Genomic DNA, 20240 nt, shown 5'->3' on the forward strand with positions numbered 1-20240 from the left:
TTTTTATGTAACAGCTTCAAATTTTACGTATAGAATGCAGTTCTACAGGTTATTTACATGGCATATTGATTGCTTAGTCAATAAGTGATAATTGGTCCGCCGAGTTAGTGAGTTAAGTATGTTAGTTGGATATAAACGAGCACAGTGTAAAAAGGTTCTTGTCATCAACCGTAAAGGGGGGGCTGGCAAATCAACTTTTGCAATTGCAATGGCGTCTTTCTATGCCCATCAAAACGTGAAAACCGAAATTATTGATCTTGACCCTCAAGGTACTAGTCATTTCTGGGGTAATAAAACCGAGGGAGTTAGAACAACCAAGTTTTTACCGTCATCCAACGTGCCTTTTTCTTTAGCGTTGCGATTAGAAGCGGATACTCGAATTACCGTGATTGATTCACCGTCTAACTTTAGTCAATTCGAGATGGAAAAATATATTTCGATGGTAGATAAAATTATCTTTCCTATCCAACCCTCTCCGATTGATGTGCATTCGATGTTAGGTTTCATTAAGGATCTCATCAAGTCACCAGCTTTTAAAAATACGAAAGTAGAATTGGCGTTTGTGATCACTCGTTGCAAGGAAAATAAGCAAGGAACAGAGTTTGTTTATAAAGTATTACAACACATGAAATACCCCTTACTTGGGATCATGTCTGAAGATAAAGCTTATCAAGATATGTTTTCGGAAAAGAACAGCTTTTTGATTAACCATCCAGAATTAGATAACCCTTTATGGCAGAAGGTGAAGCAGTGGTTAGATGTCGATATGACGCCAGTAATCACGGAACCAGAAACAGAAAAAGTGGCTGAGCCGAAGCCAACCACTTATCATTCTTTACTTAAGAGACGTTATTAACATCAGACCTTAATGCATTACACTAATTTGGAATTAAATACCAAATTCAGCACGGTACGCTTTAACCGATTCAAGTTGTTCTGCATTTTCGCCTTTCTCTTCTAAGAAAGAAATTAAGTCCGTTAGGCTTACGATTGAGATGATAGAGCAACCAAAGTCACGCTCTACTTCTTGAATCGCTGATAATTCGCCTTTGCCTTTCTCTTGACGGTCAATCGCAACAAGAACACCTGCTAAATCTGCACCGTTCGCTTGGATGATTTCCATTGATTCGCGGATCGCGGTGCCTGCTGTGATCACGTCATCAACGAGCATGATACGACCTTCAAGTGCGCTACCAACTAAGTTACCGCCTTCACCGTGGTTTTTCGCTTCTTTACGGTTAAAGCAGTATGGTTTATCTGTATCGTGGTGATCTGCCAATGCAACTGCTGTCGTCGTTGCGATTGGGATACCTTTGTATGCTGGGCCAAATAGCACATCGTAATCAATACCTGATTCTACTAATGCGGCTGCGTAGAAGCGACCTAAACGTGCTAAATCACGGCCGGTATTGAATAAACCAGCGTTGAAAAAATATGGGCTTATACGGCCAGACTTTAAAGTAAACTCACCAAACTTTAGGACTTCTTTCTCAAGGGCAAATTCAATAAACTCACGCTGGTATGCTTTCATTTTCATTCTCTCTTTATGTATATATTTAAAATTTAATAATATGTAGATAAAAAAATAGCCCCTGAATCAGGAGCCATTAAAAAATAAATTATTCGGCCAACGCCGCTTTCTGCTGCTCAATGATATCATTGATGCCCTGTTGCGCCAGAGCCAGCATGTCTAACAATTCCTGATGAGAGAACGGCGCTTCTTCTGCCGTGCCCTGCACTTCAATCATCTTACCGTCTTCCATCATTACGACGTTCATGTCGGTATCAGCGGCTGAATCTTCTAAATACTCAAGGTCACAAATCGCTTCGCCTTTATAGATACCTACAGAAACAGCAGCAACGTGCCCTTTCATTGGGTTCTTTTTCAGCTTACCTGATGCGATCATGTGGTTGATTGCGTCCGCTAATGCAACACTTGCACCAGTAATAGACGCTGTGCGTGTACCGCCATCCGCTTGGATAACATCACAATCGACAGTGATCATTTGCTCACCTAGCGCTTCTAGGTCAACAGCAGCACGTAGGCTACGAGCGATCAGACGTTGGATTTCCATTGTACGACCACCTTGCTTACCACTTGCTGCTTCACGACGGTTACGTGTGTGAGTAGCGCGAGGTAGCATGCCGTATTCAGCCGTTACCCAACCTTTACCTTTACCTTTTAACCAGCGAGGAACATTTTCTTCAACACTTGCAGTACAAATTACTTTTGTATTACCAAATTCAACTAATACAGACCCTTCTGCGTGAGCAGTAAAGTTACGAGTAATAGTAATTGGACGGACTTGCTGAGCTGTTCTTCCGCTAGGACGCATGGCAGATACCTTGATTATGACAAATTGTCGGCGATTATACCCAAGTCCAAGAATAATACCAATCAGGATGAGTCGTCTGTATCCGATACCGCATCTGTTTCTTTGATAAGCGCCACTTACTTCCTAAAGCGCTTATCTGTTATAGTATGCCTAATATTTTATTCATCATCCTTCCTATTGATGATTTGAGGACGCTTACATGATCTACAGTATGACAGCTTACGCACGCCGCGAAGTAAAAGGCGATTGGGGAACAGCTGTGTGGGAAATCCGCTCAGTAAACCAACGTTATTTAGAAACGTATTTCCGCATGCCAGAACAATTCCGTGGTTTAGAACCTGTATTACGTGAGCGTTTTCGTAAGCGTCTTGCTCGCGGTAAAGTGGAATGTCACTTACGCTTTGAAGCAAATAATGCAGCAAGCAGCGAATTAAGAATCAATGAAGACCTAGCTCGCCAAGTAATTAAAGCGGCGCAGTGGGTAAAAACTGAATCTGGCGAAGGTGGTATTAATCCTTTCCAAGTTCTGCAATGGCAAGGTGTGATGGAAGCGCCTGAGCAAGATTTCGATTCAATCAATAAAGAACTATTGGCGGAATTTGAACTGGCTGTAAATGATTTCGTTGAAGCACGTGCAAACGAAGGTGAGAACATGAAAGCACTGATCGTTCAGCGCTTAGATGCGATCACGACAGAAGCAGCAAAAGTTCGCGCTCGTATGCCTGAGATTTTAGAATGGCAACGTAACCGTCTTCTAACTAAATTTGAAGATGCGAAAATTGAGTTAGATTCAGGTCGTGTTGAACAAGAACTTATTCTTCTTGCTCAAAAATCTGACGTGGCTGAAGAGCTAGACCGTTTAGATTCACACGTAAAAGAAACCACTAAGGTGATGAATAAAGGCGGTGCTTGTGGCCGTAAACTTGATTTCATGATGCAAGAATTTAACCGTGAAGCAAACACGCTAGCGTCTAAATCTATCAGCACCGATGTAACAGCCTCTGGCGTTGAGCTTAAAGTGCTTATCGAACAAATGCGTGAGCAAATTCAGAACATTGAGTAATATTTATTACAATACTCATTATCGATGATAAATATTCAAAGCCTCTGTTTTCAGGGGCTTTTTTTTGTTTACGCATTGATATTACGCTCACGATTGGAAAAATATCATTAATAAAAACCTCACAGATAACACCATGAGGTTTTTATTATTTATGAAATACTGATTATTAATAAATATTAAATTACCTTTACCAAAGCTGTACTGTACGGTACAGTTGTTTCATGTTTAGCATGAGGTACAACAAATGAAAAAAAAAGTCATCGCATTATCACTCATTATGGGTTCATTACTTGCTACTGGTTGGCACTTCTATTTACCTCATAATATAACAACAGATAATGCTTATATTCACTCAGATGTCACCGCTATTTCTCCAGAAGTAGGAGGACAAGTGAATCAACTTTTTGTTAAAGACAATCAATGGGTCAAGAAAGGGATGCCGTTGTTTTCAATTGATGATAATGACTTTGTTGCAAACCAAGAAATCGCTAAATCAGCATTAAATGTGGCAAATTCAGCACTAAAAGCCAATCAAATAAAAACTGAAATACAGTTAGTAAAAATAGAGCAAGCTAAACATAACATCCACAGCGTTGCTGCAAATTCAAAGTACCAATTCGCTGAATTCAAACGTATTTCACGTCTTCTACAAAAGCAATCAGTAAGCAAAAATCAATTTGAAGGGCAAAAAACACGCTCGATTGAAGCAAAAAGTACCTTAGAGACGGCAAAATTAACATTAACAACCGAGCAAAAACAATTAAGTTCTTTAGTTACGGAAAAATTACAGATCTCCGCTCAAATAAAACAAGCAGAAGCTAAATTACATTTAATGGATACCGCTTTAGCAAGAACGATCGTTAGAGCACCATTTGATGGTTATATTGCAGATAGACAAGTGCAGGTCGGCAAATTTGTACAGCCAGGAATGGGGCTAATTGTAATGGTTCCAAACTATGTTTGGGTAGAAGCAAACTTCAAAGAAACTCAGTTAAAAAATGTGATGCAGGGACAAGACGTTGACATTGTTCTGGATATGTTCCCAGACCTCATCTTGCATGGTCGTGTCGCTTCCATTACTCCAGCGACCGGGGCTCAATTTAGCTTACTCCCTCCACAGAACGCGACAGGAAATTTCGTCAAAGTAGTGCAACGTGTACCTGTCCGTATTGAGTTAGATATTCCAGCTGAATTAAAGCTACGTATTTACCCTGGATTGTCAGCAGAAGTCTCTATTGATACAAGAAAACAAGGTTAACAGCCAATGAAAACTAATTCTCCACTGTTAATTATCTCTTTATTTGCGATCGCAGCTTTTGGCATTAATTCGGTGATGTTTACTGAGTTATCTCATGAAATGGCTGCAAGTTCTGGTTTATCGACCGATGAAATCGAGTTAACGAAAATAGGCTTCATGATAACCCAAGTACTCGGTTTCATATTTACACCAATCTTAGCTCGTAAATTAGGAACAAAAACATCGTTAAATGCTTCGTTAATAGTTGGGTTGGCAAGTAGCCTTTTACTAGGTTATCTAAAGAATCACGAGGCTTTATTCATCATCACTTGGTTAGTTAGTGGGTTTTTCATGAGCTCACTGTCCGTGATAATAAATGTTTATTTGATTCATACCTTTGAACAGCGCTGGTTACCTGCACTCATTGCCTTAATCTTAATATTTTCAGCATTGTTACCTATGGGGGCTTACCCATGGCTAGTGGCCGCTATTGTGGAAAAATACGATTGGTCTTTATTATATGCAGTCTCAGCTTGGTTGTACTTTTCAGCCTTAATAATGGTGATCATATTTAAACCACTCCCGATAAAAATAGAAGCCAAAGCGAAGTCCAGTATATTCGTTTATTTACTATTAGCGGTGACGATGAGCCTGATCGTATTTATCTTAATGCGAGGGGGGTATTACAATTGGTTTGATTCAACATGGTTATCTCAACTAACCATGATTGCAGCCATATTTAGCTTGTTAGTTATTTATCTGTTAATACGAACCAAATCATTAAATACAGCTTCAATCGCATTACACAGTAAGCTGAAAACCAATGTTTTTATGTTCAATGCCTTTTTAGCGGGTTTCGCTGTGATAGCAAGCTCAATACTCTTTAGTAGCTTCCTGAAGATGGCGATGCATTACAATAGCTTAAATGCTGGCTATGCTCAGCTTCCCTCATTTTATTCCATGCTAGCGGGAATGTTAGTGAGCGTATTGCTATATTATTTCCGTCGTCCATTAGTCGATGCAGCAGTGCCTTTTGGTGTGTTGATGATATTAATCTCTGTGTACAAATTCAGCCTATTACCAAGCGTTGTCGGAACAGAATCTTTGCTATTACCAATGCTACTAAGAGGCTTTGGCGTAGGTTTACTTAATGTTTCGGTAACCATTTCAGTATTTATGTATTTTCAAGCGGGACAACATTTGGAGGGCTTAGCGAACTTCTACCTATTCAGAACCATCGGGGGCGTGATTGGAGGTGCGTTTTTTTCACGGGTGATCCAAAATCACAGCGCACAAGCTTCAGGTGAGATAGGGAGAACATTGGATCGTACTAATTATTCTTTTGCAGCATACGAACACGCGTTGAATAATGCGATTCTGACACACGGACGATTACCCAATACCGCATTGAGTATGAGCCAAATTAGTTCTGCGGTAAAAGAGCAAGCCGCAACCTTGGCGCTAAGTAATTCACTGCTCGTGTTCATTATATCCATTATTGCTCTTACGCCAATCTTACTAATTTCAAAGAAACTGGCCGCAAAACAAGAAGCAACTTTATAACCGTTGAAAATATCAAAGGGAGAATGCGATCTCCCTTTGATATCATATATTAAGGCAACACATCGCTTATCTTTGATAGATCATTAAGAAGGATTTCACTGCTTGTTTTGCATGAATCTCCAACTCTTCGTCACTGAGAAAATCAAAACCAATTAGCGCCATATTCTGGTAATCAAGCTTAATCAGAGCGAGTAGCTGCCTACAAGCTAAATCATGGTTATCAATAGACAGTTGCTGAACAGCTTGCTCAGTTTTTAGAAATTCGACCAAGTATTGATGAATGCGCAGTGGTCCTTTCTGCCAAAATTGGTTTGGCACCGTATCATGCTTATTAAAATCGGCAGAAATAATACGATAGAGCGATAACACTGGATTAGAGCAAATACCAGTCAGATATTTCTTCGAAAAATCGACTAACGTCTCTTCCAAAGGTTCATTATGTTTATCTGCCAACTGAAAAACAGATTCCAAACTGTTTTTTGTGTTATGCGTTAAAACTTCGACAAACATCCCCTCTTTATTGGAGAAATAACGATACAAGGTTTGCTTTGAACCACCACAAATTGAGACGATTTGATCAAGTGACGTATTCTTATACCCTTGCTCAATAAAGAGCGTTGTTGCCACTTCGATGATTCGAGTTCTTTTCTTTTCAACAGATACGCGCATAACAAAATCTAGCCTAAATAAAGAGTTAACTACAGTACAATTTTGCTTAAGTTAACACAAGTATGTAACGGCATCTGGCGTTGAGCTGAAAGTGCTTATCGAACAAATGCGCGAGCAAATTCAGAACATTGAGTAATAGTTAATGTTGTATTTCATTGCATTAAATAATTAAAATACAACAACTTACCTTAAAACACCTTCCACCACCGTATTCTTTAATACACCATTAACCACCAACTGGTGGTTAATGTGGTGGGAGGCGTTTAATTTAGACCTGATTCCATGCTTTATCTACTCGCCTTATTTATCTTGTTGCTACGTCACCTTAAAAAACGTTATCTCAAACCAAGAGTGCTGCATTTTCTTGCTTACGCTCTGCGAGTATTTTTTCTATCGCGACCACAGTGGTCTTACTAACCCCGTGTTGCTCAGCAAGCACCCTAAACCGACTAATGGCATCAACGACCTCTTGAATGCATTGCTGTGCTTGCTTCCAATTAGCAAAACCTGCACTAGCCGCTAGCTTTTGCATCGCTTTGAGTGGTGGCGCTTTTCCGTACCCGGCAAAGGCGGTTGCATGCTCGTTAAAAGGGTGAGGACTAAACGTCACATCGTAAAATGGTGCGAGTTGCCAACTTCCATCATCTGCTTGTAAAAATCCCCAGTTTTTACTGTGATCGTCTTGGTTCGCTGCAAACAAGTTAAAGATTGCGCGACGAAATTGAAGTTGCCCAGCAGCAGGTGATTTACACAGTTGACGGCTGGCTTTAATAAGATCGCTGTAGTCTAAGCTAGGACTTCGGAAGTCGGCATCCAATAAGCCGCAAGCACTGTGCATATGTAAACGTCCAGCCTTCTCATGCGCGGGTAAGTAATCGAAGCGCTTTAACGCAAGCCATGCTTTAGCGCCACTGCTTGCTGGTGCTTCAATTAGCTGCCAGCTCGGTGGCTGACATTTTGCTTTTTCAGCCATTTGTAAATAAACGGCTTCACACAAACCCTCTTCGTGGCCCAATGCTAAGTTCTTCGAAGTAAACTTAACTAACCATGCTTCATCGCCAGGCTGTGAATAGGTACGGCATTGCGTCGCGTCGCCAGCAGGCATGTAAATTTGCGCTTTAGGGCGGGCACCGCCGGAGCTACCGACTACTACCAACGTTGCTAACACTTGCTGAGTGCTACCGTCTAACTCATCAGAGAGGGACTGGTCGAACAAGGTTTGGGCTTCAAGCCCAAGTGTTTCCAAATCAATATCTGAACGCTGATCTAATGAGAGCTCTGATATAGGCGTAAAAGACAATGCCCCCATACCTTGCTGGCCAACAAAAGCCAGTCTATCCATTGCTGTCACTTGCGCAGGTAAAATACCTTGTTGGCGGAACACACGATCTTGCAACAACAAACCCCAACCATCGGGAAGACTATCACCAAAAACACCGTGAATGCCTTGGTGTGGCACTTTCGGTGCTTGCTGTAAGCGCACATCTCCTTGAAGAGTATAAAGGGGATAAATTGCCAAACGTGCTTAGGTAAATGTCATCATACTGAAAGAAAACACCTTGGCGGTTTTGCGCTAATATACCCACCGATACAGTTTCGCCCGTTGTGAGAGTGCGCTCCACATTCAACTTTTGAATGGATTTAAAGCTCATCTTTAAGCACCTCTTCTATACTGGTCGGTAAAGCGGTACGGTCAGCCGTTGTTTGTGTCAGTTGATAAAGCCTGTCTAGTGAGTCCAGCGACTGCCACAAAAGCAGTAACTGACGAAATGAAATTTGTCCGGTGAGTTCAAACTTTTTTATGGTCGAAGCCGGTACACAACTACGCTGGGCTAGCGACTCTCGCGATAGCTTCGCTTGTTTACGCAAGCCCCGCAAATGAGTAGCAAAAGCTTGGCTTACATCGGTATCATCTAAAAGTGAAAAGTTCATACGCAACCAAAGTGGATACAATAATGTCTATTGTAGCGTTATTTTAAAATTAATAGGCACAATAATGTCCATCGAAATATGAATAACTATCAGATAATTACTGGAATTGGTATTACTCATCATATTTTTTACTGTTCTCATGAACCTCATACGGCCAATAATAATGCCCCGCTCGGATCAATAACGTTGCCGCGGCTAAAATAAAGGCGGCGAGCGCTAACCATACCACTAATACAGCGTCTAACTCCTTCATACCTAATGTAATATAACGAGCAATCGCCATCATCGCGATATAGATAGGGTAACGCACTGGGATCTTACCGTTCATCACAAATTGCTGCACCATCGCGAGCACTTCAAGATAGATAAACATCAACAATATATCAGTCAATTGAATTTGCTTTTCTGAAAAAACATGAACAAATTCATTCATCATGGCAAATAAGGTAGCTAACGTGATGGCTACCAATAACACTGCTTCTAATATATGGAATACTTTTAAGAAAGGTTTACTAAACGACTTGGGTAGATGAGAAGGCATAAGAGGTTTTCCGCCATGGTAGCTGTAATAAGGATGATAATTAATTGTTTACGATCTAATGATAGTGCTAAGCCAAGTTAACACAAAATTATTATTTCAATTAGTGTATTTATTTCATTCAAATTAATTCTTAATTGTGCTATTCTTCGCCACCCAATTTTCTATGCTTCGCATTCATCTTTATTTTACTTTTAAAAGGTAATTTTAGAGAGAAATGTCATTACTCCCAAGAGAATCTATCATGAGTAAAGGTACACTTTATATTGTGTCAGCGCCAAGTGGTGCTGGTAAGTCGAGTTTGATCTCGGCACTGTTAGAAAGCAACCCAACTTATGCTATGAAAGTCTCGGTGTCTCATACTACTCGTGGTATGCGCCCAGGAGAATCAGATGGTGTTCATTACCATTTTATGCAGAAAGAGCATTTTGAAGATCTGATCGAAAAAAATGAATTCCTAGAATATGCAGAAGTATTTGGTAACTACTATGGTACTTCTCGCGTATGGATCGAAGAAACTCTTGATAAAGGCATTGATGTGTTCTTAGATATTGATTGGCAAGGTGCCCGTCAAATTCGTGAACAAATGCCTTTAGCAAAAAGTGTGTTTATTCTTCCTCCATCAAACGGGGAATTAGAACGACGCTTAAATGCACGTGGTCAAGACAGCGATGCTGTTATTGCTAAGCGCATGAGTGAAGCAAAGTCAGAAATATCACATTATGATGAATATGATTATGTGATCATTAATGATGACTTTGATACTGCACAAATGGACTTTCGTTCTATTATTCGTGCAGAGCGCTTAAAGCAAGACAAACAAACAATGAAATACAAAGGCATGTTAGATGCACTGTTAGCAGACTAATTTCTTCGTATTTCTATTAGTATCTCGTAACCCTAGCTAGAAACTTCTGCGGGTTACTTGTATACTTTCTCATCATATAACTATTTTTGTTAATAAATTGGAGTCCTCATGGCACGTGTAACCGTTCAAGACGCAGTTGCGAAAATCGGCAACCGTTTCGACCTTGTTTTAGTATCATCTCGTCGCGCACGCCAACTACAAACTGGCGGTAAAGATGCGCTAGTGCCTGAAGAGAACGATAAACCAACTGTTATCGCTCTTCGTGAAATTGAAGAAGGCCTGATCACAAAAGATCTACTTGATGCTCGTGAACGTCAAGAGCAACAAGAGCAAGATGCCGCTGAATTAGCAGCAGTTAGCTCAATCACTCACAATCGTTAATCTCTATAATCTTTTATAGATTATAAATTAAAGCATACCTGACGGGGCGAAATTTGGATTTATTCGATAGCCTGAAAGATGTTGCCAAAGATTACCTGCCAGAGCCTCACATTGAGGCTCTTCGTCGATCTTATCTGGTAGCAAAAGAGGCCCATGAAGGGCAGACTCGCTCAAGTGGCGAACCTTATATCATTCACCCAGTAGCTGTGGCTCGGATCCTTGCAGAAATGCGACTCGACCATAAAACGCTAATGGCTGCACTACTTCATGATGTTATTGAAGACACTGAGGTTAGCAAGGAAGAGCTAGCAGAACAATTTGGCGATACCGTTGCTGAATTAGTGGATGGCGTTTCTAAGCTGGACAAACTTAAGTTCCGCGATAAAAAAGAAGCACAGGCCGAAAACTTCCGAAAAATGGTCATGGCGATGGTGCAAGACATCCGCGTTATTTTGATCAAACTTGCTGACCGTACTCACAATATGCGCACATTGGGTGCCCTACGCCCTGATAAACGCCGTCGTATCGCTCGTGAAACCTTAGAAATTTTCTCTCCTTTGGCGCATCGCCTTGGTATCCACAATATTAAAACTGAACTTGAAGAGTTAGGTTTTGAAGCCCTTTACCCAAATCGCTATCGCGTATTGAAGAAAGTAGTAAAATCGGCTCGTGGTAATCGTAAAGAGATGATCCAAAAAATCCACTCAGAGATCGAAGGCCGCCTTGCTGAGGCTGGCATTAAAGGTCGAGTTGTGGGTCGTGAGAAAAACCTGTTTGCTATTTATCATAAGATGAAAAATAAAGAACAGCGCTTCCATACCATTATGGATATCTATGCATTCCGTGTAATTACCGACAATATCGATACCTGTTATCGTGCATTGGGTCAGGTGCATGGCATCTATAAACCTCGTCCTGGTCGCATTAAAGATTACATTGCCGTACCAAAAGCCAATGGTTACCAATCTCTTCATACCTCAATGGTAGGTCCTCACGGGGTCCCTGTTGAAGTTCAGATCCGTACTGAAGATATGGAACAAATGGCAAATAAAGGTGTGGCGGCTCACTGGTCTTATAAAGACGGTGATAATTCAAGTACTACAGCACAGATCCGCGCTCAACGTTGGATGCAAAGCTTGCTTGAACTGCAACAAAGCGCAGGTAGCTCATTTGAATTTATTGAAAATGTAAAATCGGATTTATTCCCGAACGAAATTTACGTTTTCACCCCTAAAGGGCGTATTTTTGAATTGCCGGTGGGAGCAACTGCGGTTGATTTCGCCTATGCTGTTCACTCTGATGTTGGTAACAGCTGTGTTGGCTCTCGTGTTGACCGTCAACCTTATCCGTTAAGTAAACCGCTGAAGAGTGGTCAAACGGTTGAGATCATTAGTGCTCCAGGGGCGCGTCCAAATGCGGCTTGGTTAAACTATGTAGTGACGTCGAAAGCTCGTACCAAGATCCGCCAAGTGCTTAAAACAATGCGTAAAGAAGACTCTGTGATTTTAGGTCGCCGTCTACTTAACCACGCACTGGGCCATAACTTGTCGCTGGATGATGTTTCACAAGAGAACATCAACCATGTTCTCTCTGATCTAAAACTGGCAGAGCTGGATGATTTACTTGCAGCCATTGGTCTTGGTGAGTTAATGAGCATTGTTGTTGCTCGTCGTCTCCTTGGTGATGCTGATGAACTGACAGAGCAAAATCCATCAAACATTGAAACCTCGACGGGTAAGAAATTACCAATCCGTGGTGCTGATGGGATCTTACTGACATTTGCTAACTGTTGTCGTCCTATTCCTGGTGATCACATTATTGCTCATGTAAGCCCTGGCCGTGGCCTTGTGGTTCACATGGAAGAATGTGCTAACGTTCGTGGCTATCAAAAAGAACTTGATAAATACATGGGGGTTGAATGGGCAGATGAGTTCGATCAAGAATTCACAACCGCATTAAATATTGACATTCAAAATCATCAAGGTGTATTAGCGGACTTAGCTAATGTAATTGCGAGCACTGGGTCCAATATCCGTGGCATCACTACCGAAGAAAAAGATGGTCGTTTATATACGGTGACTGTCGAATTAACGACAAAAGATCGTACGCACTTAGCGGAAATTATGCGTCGTATTCGTGTTATGTCGCACGTGCTGAAAGTTCGTAGACATAAGAACTAGAAACTATACGCTACGCTAACTAGAGACTATAAGTGCCGATATAGTCAGCGCAGCGTATAGCTAGCTTCCCCCTTACTTATCCCTAGCCCCTCTCACCTATCTCAAGAAATTAAAATCATGAACCTAGAACGCTATCAACGAATTACTTCTGTATTAAAATCTCGTCAAACTGATCTTACGCTTTGCTTAGAAGAAGTGCATAAACCTAATAATGTCTCTGCCATTATTCGTACTGCTGACGCCACAGGTGTACATAAAGTTCACGCGGTTTGGCCAACTGAACAAATGAAAACCTTGGCTCATACGTCTGCTGGCGCACGCAATTGGGTTGAAGTTGAAACACATAAGAACATTGACGAGGCGTTTGCGGTATTGAAAGCCCAAGGCATGCAGATCCTTGCGACTAACTTGTCTGATACTGCGGTTGATTTTCGTGACATCGATTACACCAAACCAACGGCTATTATTCTGGGCAGTGAAAAAACGGGCATCAGCAAAAAAGCATTAGCAATGGCTGACCATGACATTATCATTCCTATGGTTGGTATGGTGCAGTCGTTAAATGTATCTGTAGCCAGTGCCTTGATTTTATATGAAGCACAGCGTCAGCGTGATTTGGCGGGGATGTATGACCGTGAAGAGAGTGCGTTGCCAGCAGAGTATATTAATAATGTCTTGTTTGAACGTGGCCACCCCGTGCTTGCTCGTGTCGCAAAACGTAAGAAGCTGCCTTACCCTCAATTAGATGGAACGGGACAGATTGTTGCGGATGAGGCATGGTGGGCAGCGATGCAGGCGAAATAAGAGTAAAAACTTAGGGTTCAGATCGGTCGCAAGCTCCCTTGCAGAGTTCAGGGGTGATCGTTGTAACCGCAGCGATCACAGTACTGTTCCCTCCCCTTAATAAGGGGAGGGTTAGGGAGGGGTCTAGTTTCTCATCAACATAAACGTTCCTGAAAACTCAGCCGCAGGCGTGTCACCATTACACAAAGCAACCGTTACTTTTACACGCGCTCGTTTACCTGATTTCAAACGGTCGAAATCACCTTGTAAGCAATTCAACGACGTAATGCCTTTCGGATTTTCAGTAATAGGCTGACGATAACGAATATGACTATCAACTAACATAATGCTAGCTGAGTCCAAACCACGCTCTTTGAGTAATAACCACACCATTCCCCATGCAGTTAACGTTCCCATAGTAAATATGCTGCCTGCAAACATGGTATTGTGAGGATTAAGGTTGGCATTTAAAACCGCACTGACTTCAAATCGATAGCCCGTATATTGGGTGATTTTAATGCCCATTTTGTCACTGATTGGGATTTCATTTTCCCAGCGGCCTTGTAATTCTGCGCACCAATCTGGACGACGTAACACATCAGCAAGAGGGTCAAGTTGCTTGAGCATTTGTTGATGGCGAATAGGGCCTCGCTCATCAGTTAGCTCGCCTTGGCTTTCAAATCCATTTCGAACATAAAACGGAATTGCCTCTTCACGAGCATTACACACTAACCGCTTTGCCCCTTCTTGGCGCGCGTAAGACTCTAGGGCGACCATTATCAGTGCACCTATGCCTTTCCCTCGATAACTTGATGAAACCGCCATATAGCGAATTTGGCCGTCATTATCGGGGGTTAAATACAAACGCCCTACCGCTATCGGCTGTCCTCGACCATCTAGGATCATTCGATGCTGACTTGTATCATCATACGCATCACGCTCTGAGCCAACAGGCTGACGCAAAGGTTCACGCAATACTTGCCAACGAAAATGGTAGTAGGCGTTAAGTTCAGCGTCTGTGGTTGGGGTGATCAATCGAAACATATAAATCCTTTTATTGTTGTTGAAACGAGAGTTCAGATCGGTCGCAAGCTCCCTTGCTGAGTTCAGGAGTGATCGTTGTGATTTCAGCGTTCACAATACTGTTCCCTCCCCTTAACAAGGGGAGGGTTAGGGAGGGGTTATTGCGATACAGGTAGAATTAAATACCAATCTACCTTGATTATACGCTGCTAGTTCTTGACCTAGTCCCTGCTCTACACCTGTAACCAAAACGTCACTGGCCCATCATTCACTAATGACACCTTCATGTCCGCCGCAAATCGGCCTCTTTGCGTATTTAATTTCTCTTCACATAAATCTGAAAAATAATCATACAAGCGTTCAGCGTCTACTGGGTTAGCGCCTTTAGAGAAACCAGGACGCGTGCCTTTTTTAGTATCCGCGGGTAATGTGAATTGTGAAACCACCAATACACTACCATTCACTTGTTGCACATTTAAGTTCATCTTACCGTCATCATCTTCAAAAATTCGATAAGTCAGAACTCGCTCCATTAAGCGCTTTGCTTTGGCTTCATCATCTTCTCTTTCTACACCCAGTAAAATTAATAACCCTTGATTAATCTCACCTGTGATCTCGCCATCAACTTTTACGGCGGCTTCACTTACTCTCTGGATCAGTGCTATCACTTTCTATAAATCCTTGCTGTTTGGTTAATGCTGTAATATCTGATTGCAATACGTTAGTACCGACTTTCCCTGCTAACCACTCGTCAAATTCCCCTAAGCTTGCGGTAATCTCGGCACCAATTAAAACGATAATCCAGCACAAATAAACCCAAACAAACAAAATAGGTACGGCGGCTAAGGCACCATAGATGACTTCATAAGATGGAAATTGCGTAATGTATTGAGCAAACACAATCTTGCTGATTTCAAACAAACACCCAGCAGATATTGCTCCCACCAAAGCGTGTTTGACTTTTATTTTTTTATTTGGAACGAATAAATACAAACCAACAAATGCTGAAAATGACAATATGATAGGCAGCCAACCTAGCAAAGTCCGATAAAAACTCGATACTATTTCATCGTCCATGATTTTTAATGAGGTCAAATACGATGTAGCAGCTAAGCTTGCGCCTACCAGTAAGGGGCCTAACGTTAAAATCATCCAATACAGTGAGAATGAATACATCTGACGGCGCTTTTTTTTCACTCGCCAAATGTAGTTCAGGCTGCGATCAATTGCTGATATCAACATCACAGAGGCTACAAATAAAAAGCCAGAGCCCACCGCGGTCATTTTCCCGGTGTTAGAAATAAACTCTTTCAGGCTCGCTTCAACCGCATCACTGGCGGCTGGAACAAAGTTTTGAATAACAAACGCTTGTATTGTCTCTCCTGCTCCAGAAAAAATAGGAAACTGAGACAACACCGAAAGTAGAACCGTCACCAATGGCACCAACGACAACAAGGTAATGTAAGCCATGTAACCTGCACTTACTGTGAGTCTATCGTGAATAATTCGCTGTTTTAAAAAAAGTAAATAGGACCAGCTAATCCTTAGCTTGTGCTTAACTTGTTCTTCCATCTATTTTATCTCTGAACTCTAATTTATGTTTTTTATACCAATGTAATTACTTAGATGATCTATTTATTACTGTCATTGGTATTACATCATAGCAGATAAAAAAATCCCTTTGCAGTTGCCTACAAAGGGATTTGATATTTATTCAATTTACAATTTAACAATAAAGCTAAATCAAAAATTAATAATTACTTAGGACCACGACCTGCACGCTTACGATCGTTCTCTGTAAGATGACGCTTACGGATACGGATGCTTGCTGGTGTTACTTCTACTAGCTCATCATCATCGATGAATTCTAGAGCTTGCTCCAGAGTGTACTTAATAGCAGGAGAAAGCGTTTGTGCTTCATCAGTACCAGATGCACGTACGTTAGTCAGTTGCTTACCACGTAGACAGTTGATAGTCAGATCGTTTGCACGGTTATGAATGCCGATGATTTGACCTTCGTATACTTCGTCACCGTGTTCAGCAAATAGACGACCACGCTCTTGAAGGTTGAATAGAGAGTAAGTTACTGCTTTACCCATACCGTTCGAGATTAATACGCCGTTAGCACGTTGGCCAATTTCGCCGCCTTTGTGTGGACCGTAGTGATCAAATGAGTGGTAGATTAGACCAGAACCAGAAGTCATTGTTAGGAATTCAGTTTGGAAACCGATAAGACCACGAGAAGGCATCATGAAGTCCATACGAATACGGCCTTTACCATCAGGAGCCATATCCGTTAGTTCACCCTTACGGATACCGATATTTTCCATGATTGAACCTTGGTGCTCTTCCATAACATCGATAGTTACGGTTTCAAACGGTTCTGTTAGGTTGCCGTTTTCATCTTTTTTGATGATAACTTCTGGACGAGATACTGCTAGCTCGAAACCTTCACGACGCATGTTTTCGATCAGGATAGATAGGTGAAGTTCACCACGGCCTGATACGCGGAATTTATCTGGATCTGACGCTTGTTCAACACGTAGTGCTACGTTGTGAACTAGTTCTTTTTCTAGACGTTCAAGGATGTTACGTGAAGTAACGAACTTACCTTCTTTACCAGCAAAAGGAGAGTTGTTTACTTGGAAAGTCATTGTTACTGTTGGTTCATCAACAGACAGTGGAGTCATCGCTTCAACGTTGTTTACATCACAGATTGTGTCTGAAATTTTCAGTTCACCAAGACCTGTAATTGCAATGATGTCGCCTGCATTACCAGCTTCAACTTCGTGACGGTCTAGACCTAGGTAACCAAGAACTGTACCTACTTTACCGTTACGTTGTTTGCCATCAGCACCAACGATAGTTACTTGTTGGTTTGCTTTTACAGAACCACGAGTAACACGACAAACACCGATTACACCAACATAAGAGTTGTAATCAAGTTGAGAAACTTGCATTTGTAGAGCACCATCGATGTCTACGTTTGGCGCATCTACTGTATCAACTACAGCTTGGAACAATGGTTCCATGTTCTCGCCAACTACGCCTTCTTCCATTGTAGCCCAGCCGTTAAGTGCTGATGCGTAAACAGTAGTGAAGTCTAGTTGCTCATCAGTTGCGCCTAGGTTGTCGAATAGGTCAAAGATTTGATCCATAACCCAATCAGGACGAGCACCAGGGCGGTCAATCTTGTTGATAACAACGATTGGCTTAAGACCATGTGCGAATGCTTTTTGTGTAACGAAACGCGTTTGAGGCATTGGACCGTCAACTGCATCTACGATAAGAAGAACAGAATCAACCATAGACATAATACGCTCAACTTCACCACCGAAATCGGCGTGTCCAGGAGTATCTACGATGTTGATGCGGTAATCGTTCCAGTTAATTGCTGTATTTTTAGCAAGGATCGTAATACCACGCTCTTTCTCGATGTCGTTCGAGTCCATTACGCGTTCTTCAGTCTCACCACGAGATGATTCTAGTGTGCCTGATTGTTGTAATAGCTTATCAACCAGTGTTGTTTTACCGTGGTCAACGTGCGCAATAATTGCGATATTTCTTAGTTTATCAATCTGTGGAGTAGACATGGATTCAAATTCACTCAGAGCGGGTAGAGCCACCATTGGCGCTACTTTGGTTTAAAAACGGTCAATAATTTAACAGATTTTAGAGCAAAACCCACGAAATATGTGATTGAAGACACAATTTTTTTTCAATTTATTCAATCAAGCCCACAAAAATGCTGAAAATATAACCAAAACAGTAAAAATATAGATAATTATCTTCGTCGCTTTATTTTTTCTAACAAAAAACAAAAACAGTTTCTTATCAGTAAGTTAACTAATACCCATTTAATTTCCTAAGAATTTTATTAGGGAATTTTATTGACAAATATGGCGTTTCACTGCTGAATAGAAAATAGAAGTAATTAATGACGAATTAATTTTTTATCCACCAACTTTCTTTATCTGCACAATATTGGTGCAACTAGAGTCCAACTTGGTGCAAAAGCAAGTCTTCTTGCGATAAAAAACCAGCCAAGTCATTAATATTAAAGGATTATTACTTTTGGCACAGTTCTAGCTATATAGTAAATAACAGCTTAGCTGGCCAATATTTATATTATAACATCGGAGGTTACCCTACATGTCAGTAGAAAACGTATTAGCTCTAATTCAAGAAAACGAAGTAAAATTTATTGATTTACGCTTTACCGATACAAAAGGTAAAGAGCAACATATCTCAATTCCTTCTCATCAAGTTGATGCAGACTTCTTCGAAGACGGCAAAATGTTTGATGGTTCTTCAGTTGCAGGCTGGAAAGGCATTAATGAATCTGACATGGTAATGATGCCAGATGCTGCAAGTGCGGTTCTTGACCCATTCACAGCTGATGCAACCCTAAATATTCGTTGTGATATCCTTGAACCAACGACAATGCAAGGTTACGATCGTGACCCTCGCTCAATTGCAAAACGCTCTGAAGACTACTTACGCTCGACAGGTCTTGCTGACACGGTTTTAGTCGGTCCAGAACCAGAATTCTTCCTATTTGATGACGTTCGCTTTAGCACTGATATGTCAGGTTCTTTCTTTAAGATTGATGATATCGAAGCCGCGTGGAACTCAGGTACTGAATACGAAGGCGGCAACAAAGGTCACCGTCCTGGCGTTAAAGGCGGTTACTTTCCAGTCGCTCCTGTTGATTCATCTCAAGATATCCGTTCTGCTATGTGTTTAATCATGGAAGAAATGGGCCTTGTTGTTGAAGCACATCACCACGAAGTAGCAACTGCGGGTCAAAATGAGATCGCAACACGCTTCAACACGCTAACAAACAAAGCAGATGAAACTCAAATCTATAAGTATGTTGTTCATAACGTAGCTCACGCTTACGGTAAAACAGCGACTTTCATGCCAAAACCTCTTGTTGGTGACAACGGTTCAGGCATGCACGTTCATATGTCATTGAACAAAGATGGACAAAACTTATTTGCTGGCGATAAGTACGGCGGCCTATCAGAAATGGCTATCTTCTTCATTGGCGGTATCATTAAACACGCTCGTGCTATCAACGCATTTGCTAACCCAACAACTAACTCATACAAGCGTCTTGTTCCTGGCTTTGAAGCACCGGTAATGCTTGCATATTCTGCTCGTAACCGTTCAGCGTCTATCCGTATCCCTGTGGTACCAAGCCCGAAAGCTCGTCGTATCGAAGTTCGTTTTGGTGACCCAGCAGCAAACCCATACTTAAGCTACTCAGCAATGCTAATGGCTGGTCTTGACGGTATTAAGAACAAGATCCACCCTGGCGAAGCAATGGATAAAGATCTATACGACCTTCCAGCAGAAGAAGCAGCTGAAATTCCAAAAGTAGCTGAATCTCTAGATATCGCATTAAAAGCACTTGATGAGGACCGTGAGTTCTTAACCGCAGGTGGTGTTTTCTCTAGTGATTTTATTGATTCTTACATCAAACTTAAGTATCAAGATGTTGAAGCAATCAACACGGCGGTTCACCCACTTGAGTTTGAAATGTACTACTCTGTATAATTTCACTCCCTCTCTACACTCAATGTATTGAGTACGTAGTTTGGCATTATTTTTTAGGCTCGCTTCACAGGCGAGCCTTTTTTATATTGGTACAATACCAATGTC

General features: G+C 41.4%; 18 protein-coding genes and 2 pseudogenes. 10 read left to right on the forward strand and 10 right to left on the reverse strand.

The features are described 5' to 3' along the window. Window positions 1-118: 118 nt before the first annotated feature. Window positions 119-856, forward strand: coding sequence for a ParA family protein (locus tag Q1K78_RS00265; RefSeq protein WP_300173115.1), 738 nt, complete (start codon window positions 119-121; stop codon window positions 854-856). Between the two features lie 33 nt (window positions 857-889). On the opposite strand, the gene pyrE is transcribed toward Q1K78_RS00265, so the two are convergent. Then, window positions 890-1531, reverse strand: a complete 642-nt coding sequence (pyrE, locus tag Q1K78_RS00270) for an orotate phosphoribosyltransferase (protein WP_300173119.1) — start codon at window positions 1529-1531, stop codon at window positions 890-892. A gap of 88 nt (window positions 1532-1619) precedes the next feature. Then, complete coding sequence (rph, locus tag Q1K78_RS00275; protein WP_300173122.1) at window positions 1620-2336, reverse strand: ribonuclease PH; 717 nt, start codon at window positions 2334-2336, stop codon at window positions 1620-1622. Between the two features lie 199 nt (window positions 2337-2535). Between rph and Q1K78_RS00280 the strand changes: the two genes are divergently transcribed. The 3 genes from Q1K78_RS00280 (at window position 2536) to Q1K78_RS00290 (ending at window position 6199) form a co-directional block, all read left to right on the forward strand. Beyond that, a complete protein-coding gene (locus Q1K78_RS00280) occupies window positions 2536-3399 on the forward strand; it encodes a YicC/YloC family endoribonuclease (protein ID WP_300173124.1) in 864 nt (287 codons plus the stop codon). Window positions 3400-3643: 244 nt separating this feature from the next. Beyond that, complete coding sequence (locus tag Q1K78_RS00285; RefSeq protein WP_300173127.1) at window positions 3644-4657, forward strand: HlyD family secretion protein; 1014 nt, start codon at window positions 3644-3646, stop codon at window positions 4655-4657. A 6-nt stretch (window positions 4658-4663) separates the two neighbouring features. Beyond that, the gene (locus tag Q1K78_RS00290; protein ID WP_300173130.1) at window positions 4664-6199 is read left to right on the forward strand and encodes an MFS transporter; all 1536 of its coding nucleotides are present in this window, start codon (window positions 4664-4666) and stop codon (window positions 6197-6199) included. 66 nt (window positions 6200-6265) lie between these two features. On the opposite strand, the gene Q1K78_RS00295 is transcribed toward Q1K78_RS00290, so the two are convergent. Next, a complete protein-coding gene (locus Q1K78_RS00295; protein ID WP_300173133.1) occupies window positions 6266-6868 on the reverse strand; it encodes a TetR/AcrR family transcriptional regulator in 603 nt (200 codons plus the stop codon). A 70-nt stretch (window positions 6869-6938) separates the two neighbouring features. Between Q1K78_RS00295 and Q1K78_RS00300 the strand changes: the two are divergent. Then, window positions 6939-7004 (forward strand): annotated as a pseudogene (locus Q1K78_RS00300) (DUF1732 domain-containing protein); the annotation flags it as partial. 204 nt (window positions 7005-7208) lie between these two features. Here Q1K78_RS00300 and Q1K78_RS00305 read toward each other — a convergent pair. From Q1K78_RS00305 to Q1K78_RS00315, 3 genes and pseudogenes are all read right to left on the reverse strand, one after another. After that, window positions 7209-8520, reverse strand: a pseudogene (locus Q1K78_RS00305) (type II toxin-antitoxin system HipA family toxin). After that, window positions 8510-8800 carry a helix-turn-helix transcriptional regulator gene (locus Q1K78_RS00310; RefSeq protein ID WP_300173136.1) on the reverse strand — a complete coding sequence of 97 codons (291 nt, stop codon included), beginning with the start codon at window positions 8798-8800 and terminating at the stop codon, window positions 8510-8512. The pseudogene Q1K78_RS00305 and the gene Q1K78_RS00310 overlap by 11 nt, the downstream one beginning before the upstream one ends. Before the next feature lie 112 nt (window positions 8801-8912). Beyond that, the gene (locus tag Q1K78_RS00315; protein ID WP_300173139.1) at window positions 8913-9341 is read right to left on the reverse strand and encodes a phosphate-starvation-inducible PsiE family protein; all 429 of its coding nucleotides are present in this window, start codon (window positions 9339-9341) and stop codon (window positions 8913-8915) included. 241 nt (window positions 9342-9582) lie between these two features. On the opposite strand from Q1K78_RS00315, the gene gmk reads away from it, so the two are divergent. The 4 genes from gmk to trmH all read left to right on the forward strand — a co-directional run bounded on the left by gmk (window position 9583) and on the right by trmH (window position 13571). Next, window positions 9583-10206, forward strand: coding sequence for a guanylate kinase (gmk, locus tag Q1K78_RS00320; RefSeq protein ID WP_300173142.1), 624 nt, complete (start codon window positions 9583-9585; stop codon window positions 10204-10206). A 108-nt stretch (window positions 10207-10314) separates the two neighbouring features. Continuing rightward, window positions 10315-10587, forward strand: a complete 273-nt coding sequence (gene rpoZ / locus Q1K78_RS00325) for a DNA-directed RNA polymerase subunit omega (RefSeq protein ID WP_300173145.1) — start codon at window positions 10315-10317, stop codon at window positions 10585-10587. A 53-nt stretch (window positions 10588-10640) separates the two neighbouring features. Beyond that, complete coding sequence (gene spoT / locus Q1K78_RS00330; protein ID WP_300173148.1) at window positions 10641-12767, forward strand: bifunctional GTP diphosphokinase/guanosine-3',5'-bis pyrophosphate 3'-pyrophosphohydrolase; 2127 nt, start codon at window positions 10641-10643, stop codon at window positions 12765-12767. 117 nt (window positions 12768-12884) lie between these two features. Further along, the gene (gene trmH, locus Q1K78_RS00335; RefSeq protein WP_300173151.1) at window positions 12885-13571 is read left to right on the forward strand and encodes a tRNA (guanosine(18)-2'-O)-methyltransferase TrmH; all 687 of its coding nucleotides are present in this window, start codon (window positions 12885-12887) and stop codon (window positions 13569-13571) included. A 123-nt stretch (window positions 13572-13694) separates the two neighbouring features. Here trmH and Q1K78_RS00340 read toward each other — a convergent pair whose 3' ends face one another. From Q1K78_RS00340 to typA, 4 genes are all read right to left on the reverse strand, one after another. Further along, a complete protein-coding gene (locus Q1K78_RS00340) occupies window positions 13695-14594 on the reverse strand; it encodes a bifunctional GNAT family N-acetyltransferase/hotdog fold thioesterase (protein WP_300173154.1) in 900 nt (299 codons plus the stop codon). Between the two features lie 212 nt (window positions 14595-14806). Beyond that, window positions 14807-15241, reverse strand: a complete 435-nt coding sequence (gene dtd / locus Q1K78_RS00345; protein ID WP_300173157.1) for a D-aminoacyl-tRNA deacylase — start codon at window positions 15239-15241, stop codon at window positions 14807-14809. Beyond that, entirely contained in the window at window positions 15213-16145 is a 933-nt protein-coding gene (locus tag Q1K78_RS00350; protein WP_300173160.1) for a virulence factor BrkB family protein, read from the reverse strand. The genes dtd and Q1K78_RS00350 overlap by 29 nt, the downstream gene beginning before the upstream one ends. 185 nt (window positions 16146-16330) lie before the next feature. Beyond that, window positions 16331-18166, reverse strand: coding sequence for a translational GTPase TypA (typA, locus tag Q1K78_RS00355; protein ID WP_300173163.1), 1836 nt, complete (start codon window positions 18164-18166; stop codon window positions 16331-16333). Between the two features lie 559 nt (window positions 18167-18725). On the opposite strand from typA, the gene glnA reads away from it, so the two are divergent. Beyond that, window positions 18726-20135, forward strand: a complete 1410-nt coding sequence (glnA, locus tag Q1K78_RS00360) for a glutamate--ammonia ligase (protein ID WP_300173166.1) — start codon at window positions 18726-18728, stop codon at window positions 20133-20135. Window positions 20136-20240: the final 105 nt, after the last annotated feature.

The organism is uncultured Aliivibrio sp. (assembly GCF_946479765.1).
Lineage (GTDB): Bacteria > Pseudomonadota > Gammaproteobacteria > Enterobacterales > Vibrionaceae > Aliivibrio.

Coding starts and splice junctions, on each gene's coding strand:
- Q1K78_RS00265 (WP_300173115.1), top strand. CDS start 119: ATGTTAGTTGGATATAAACGAGCACAGTGTAAAAAGGTTCTTGTCATC.
- pyrE (WP_300173119.1), bottom strand. CDS start 1,531: ATGAAAGCATACCAGCGTGAGTTTATTGAATTTGCCCTTGAGAAAGAA.
- rph (WP_300173122.1), bottom strand. CDS start 2,336: ATGCGTCCTAGCGGAAGAACAGCTCAGCAAGTCCGTCCAATTACTATT.
- Q1K78_RS00280 (WP_300173124.1), top strand. CDS start 2,536: ATGATCTACAGTATGACAGCTTACGCACGCCGCGAAGTAAAAGGCGAT.
- Q1K78_RS00285 (WP_300173127.1), top strand. CDS start 3,644: ATGAAAAAAAAAGTCATCGCATTATCACTCATTATGGGTTCATTACTT.
- Q1K78_RS00290 (WP_300173130.1), top strand. CDS start 4,664: ATGAAAACTAATTCTCCACTGTTAATTATCTCTTTATTTGCGATCGCA.
- Q1K78_RS00295 (WP_300173133.1), bottom strand. CDS start 6,868: ATGCGCGTATCTGTTGAAAAGAAAAGAACTCGAATCATCGAAGTGGCA.
- Q1K78_RS00310 (WP_300173136.1), bottom strand. CDS start 8,800: ATGAACTTTTCACTTTTAGATGATACCGATGTAAGCCAAGCTTTTGCT.
- Q1K78_RS00315 (WP_300173139.1), bottom strand. CDS start 9,341: ATGCCTTCTCATCTACCCAAGTCGTTTAGTAAACCTTTCTTAAAAGTA.
- gmk (WP_300173142.1), top strand. CDS start 9,583: ATGAGTAAAGGTACACTTTATATTGTGTCAGCGCCAAGTGGTGCTGGT.
- rpoZ (WP_300173145.1), top strand. CDS start 10,315: ATGGCACGTGTAACCGTTCAAGACGCAGTTGCGAAAATCGGCAACCGT.
- trmH (WP_300173151.1), top strand. CDS start 12,885: ATGAACCTAGAACGCTATCAACGAATTACTTCTGTATTAAAATCTCGT.
- Q1K78_RS00340 (WP_300173154.1), bottom strand. CDS start 14,594: ATGTTTCGATTGATCACCCCAACCACAGACGCTGAACTTAACGCCTAC.
- Q1K78_RS00350 (WP_300173160.1), bottom strand. CDS start 16,145: ATGGAAGAACAAGTTAAGCACAAGCTAAGGATTAGCTGGTCCTATTTA.
- typA (WP_300173163.1), bottom strand. CDS start 18,166: ATGTCTACTCCACAGATTGATAAACTAAGAAATATCGCAATTATTGCG.
- glnA (WP_300173166.1), top strand. CDS start 18,726: ATGTCAGTAGAAAACGTATTAGCTCTAATTCAAGAAAACGAAGTAAAA.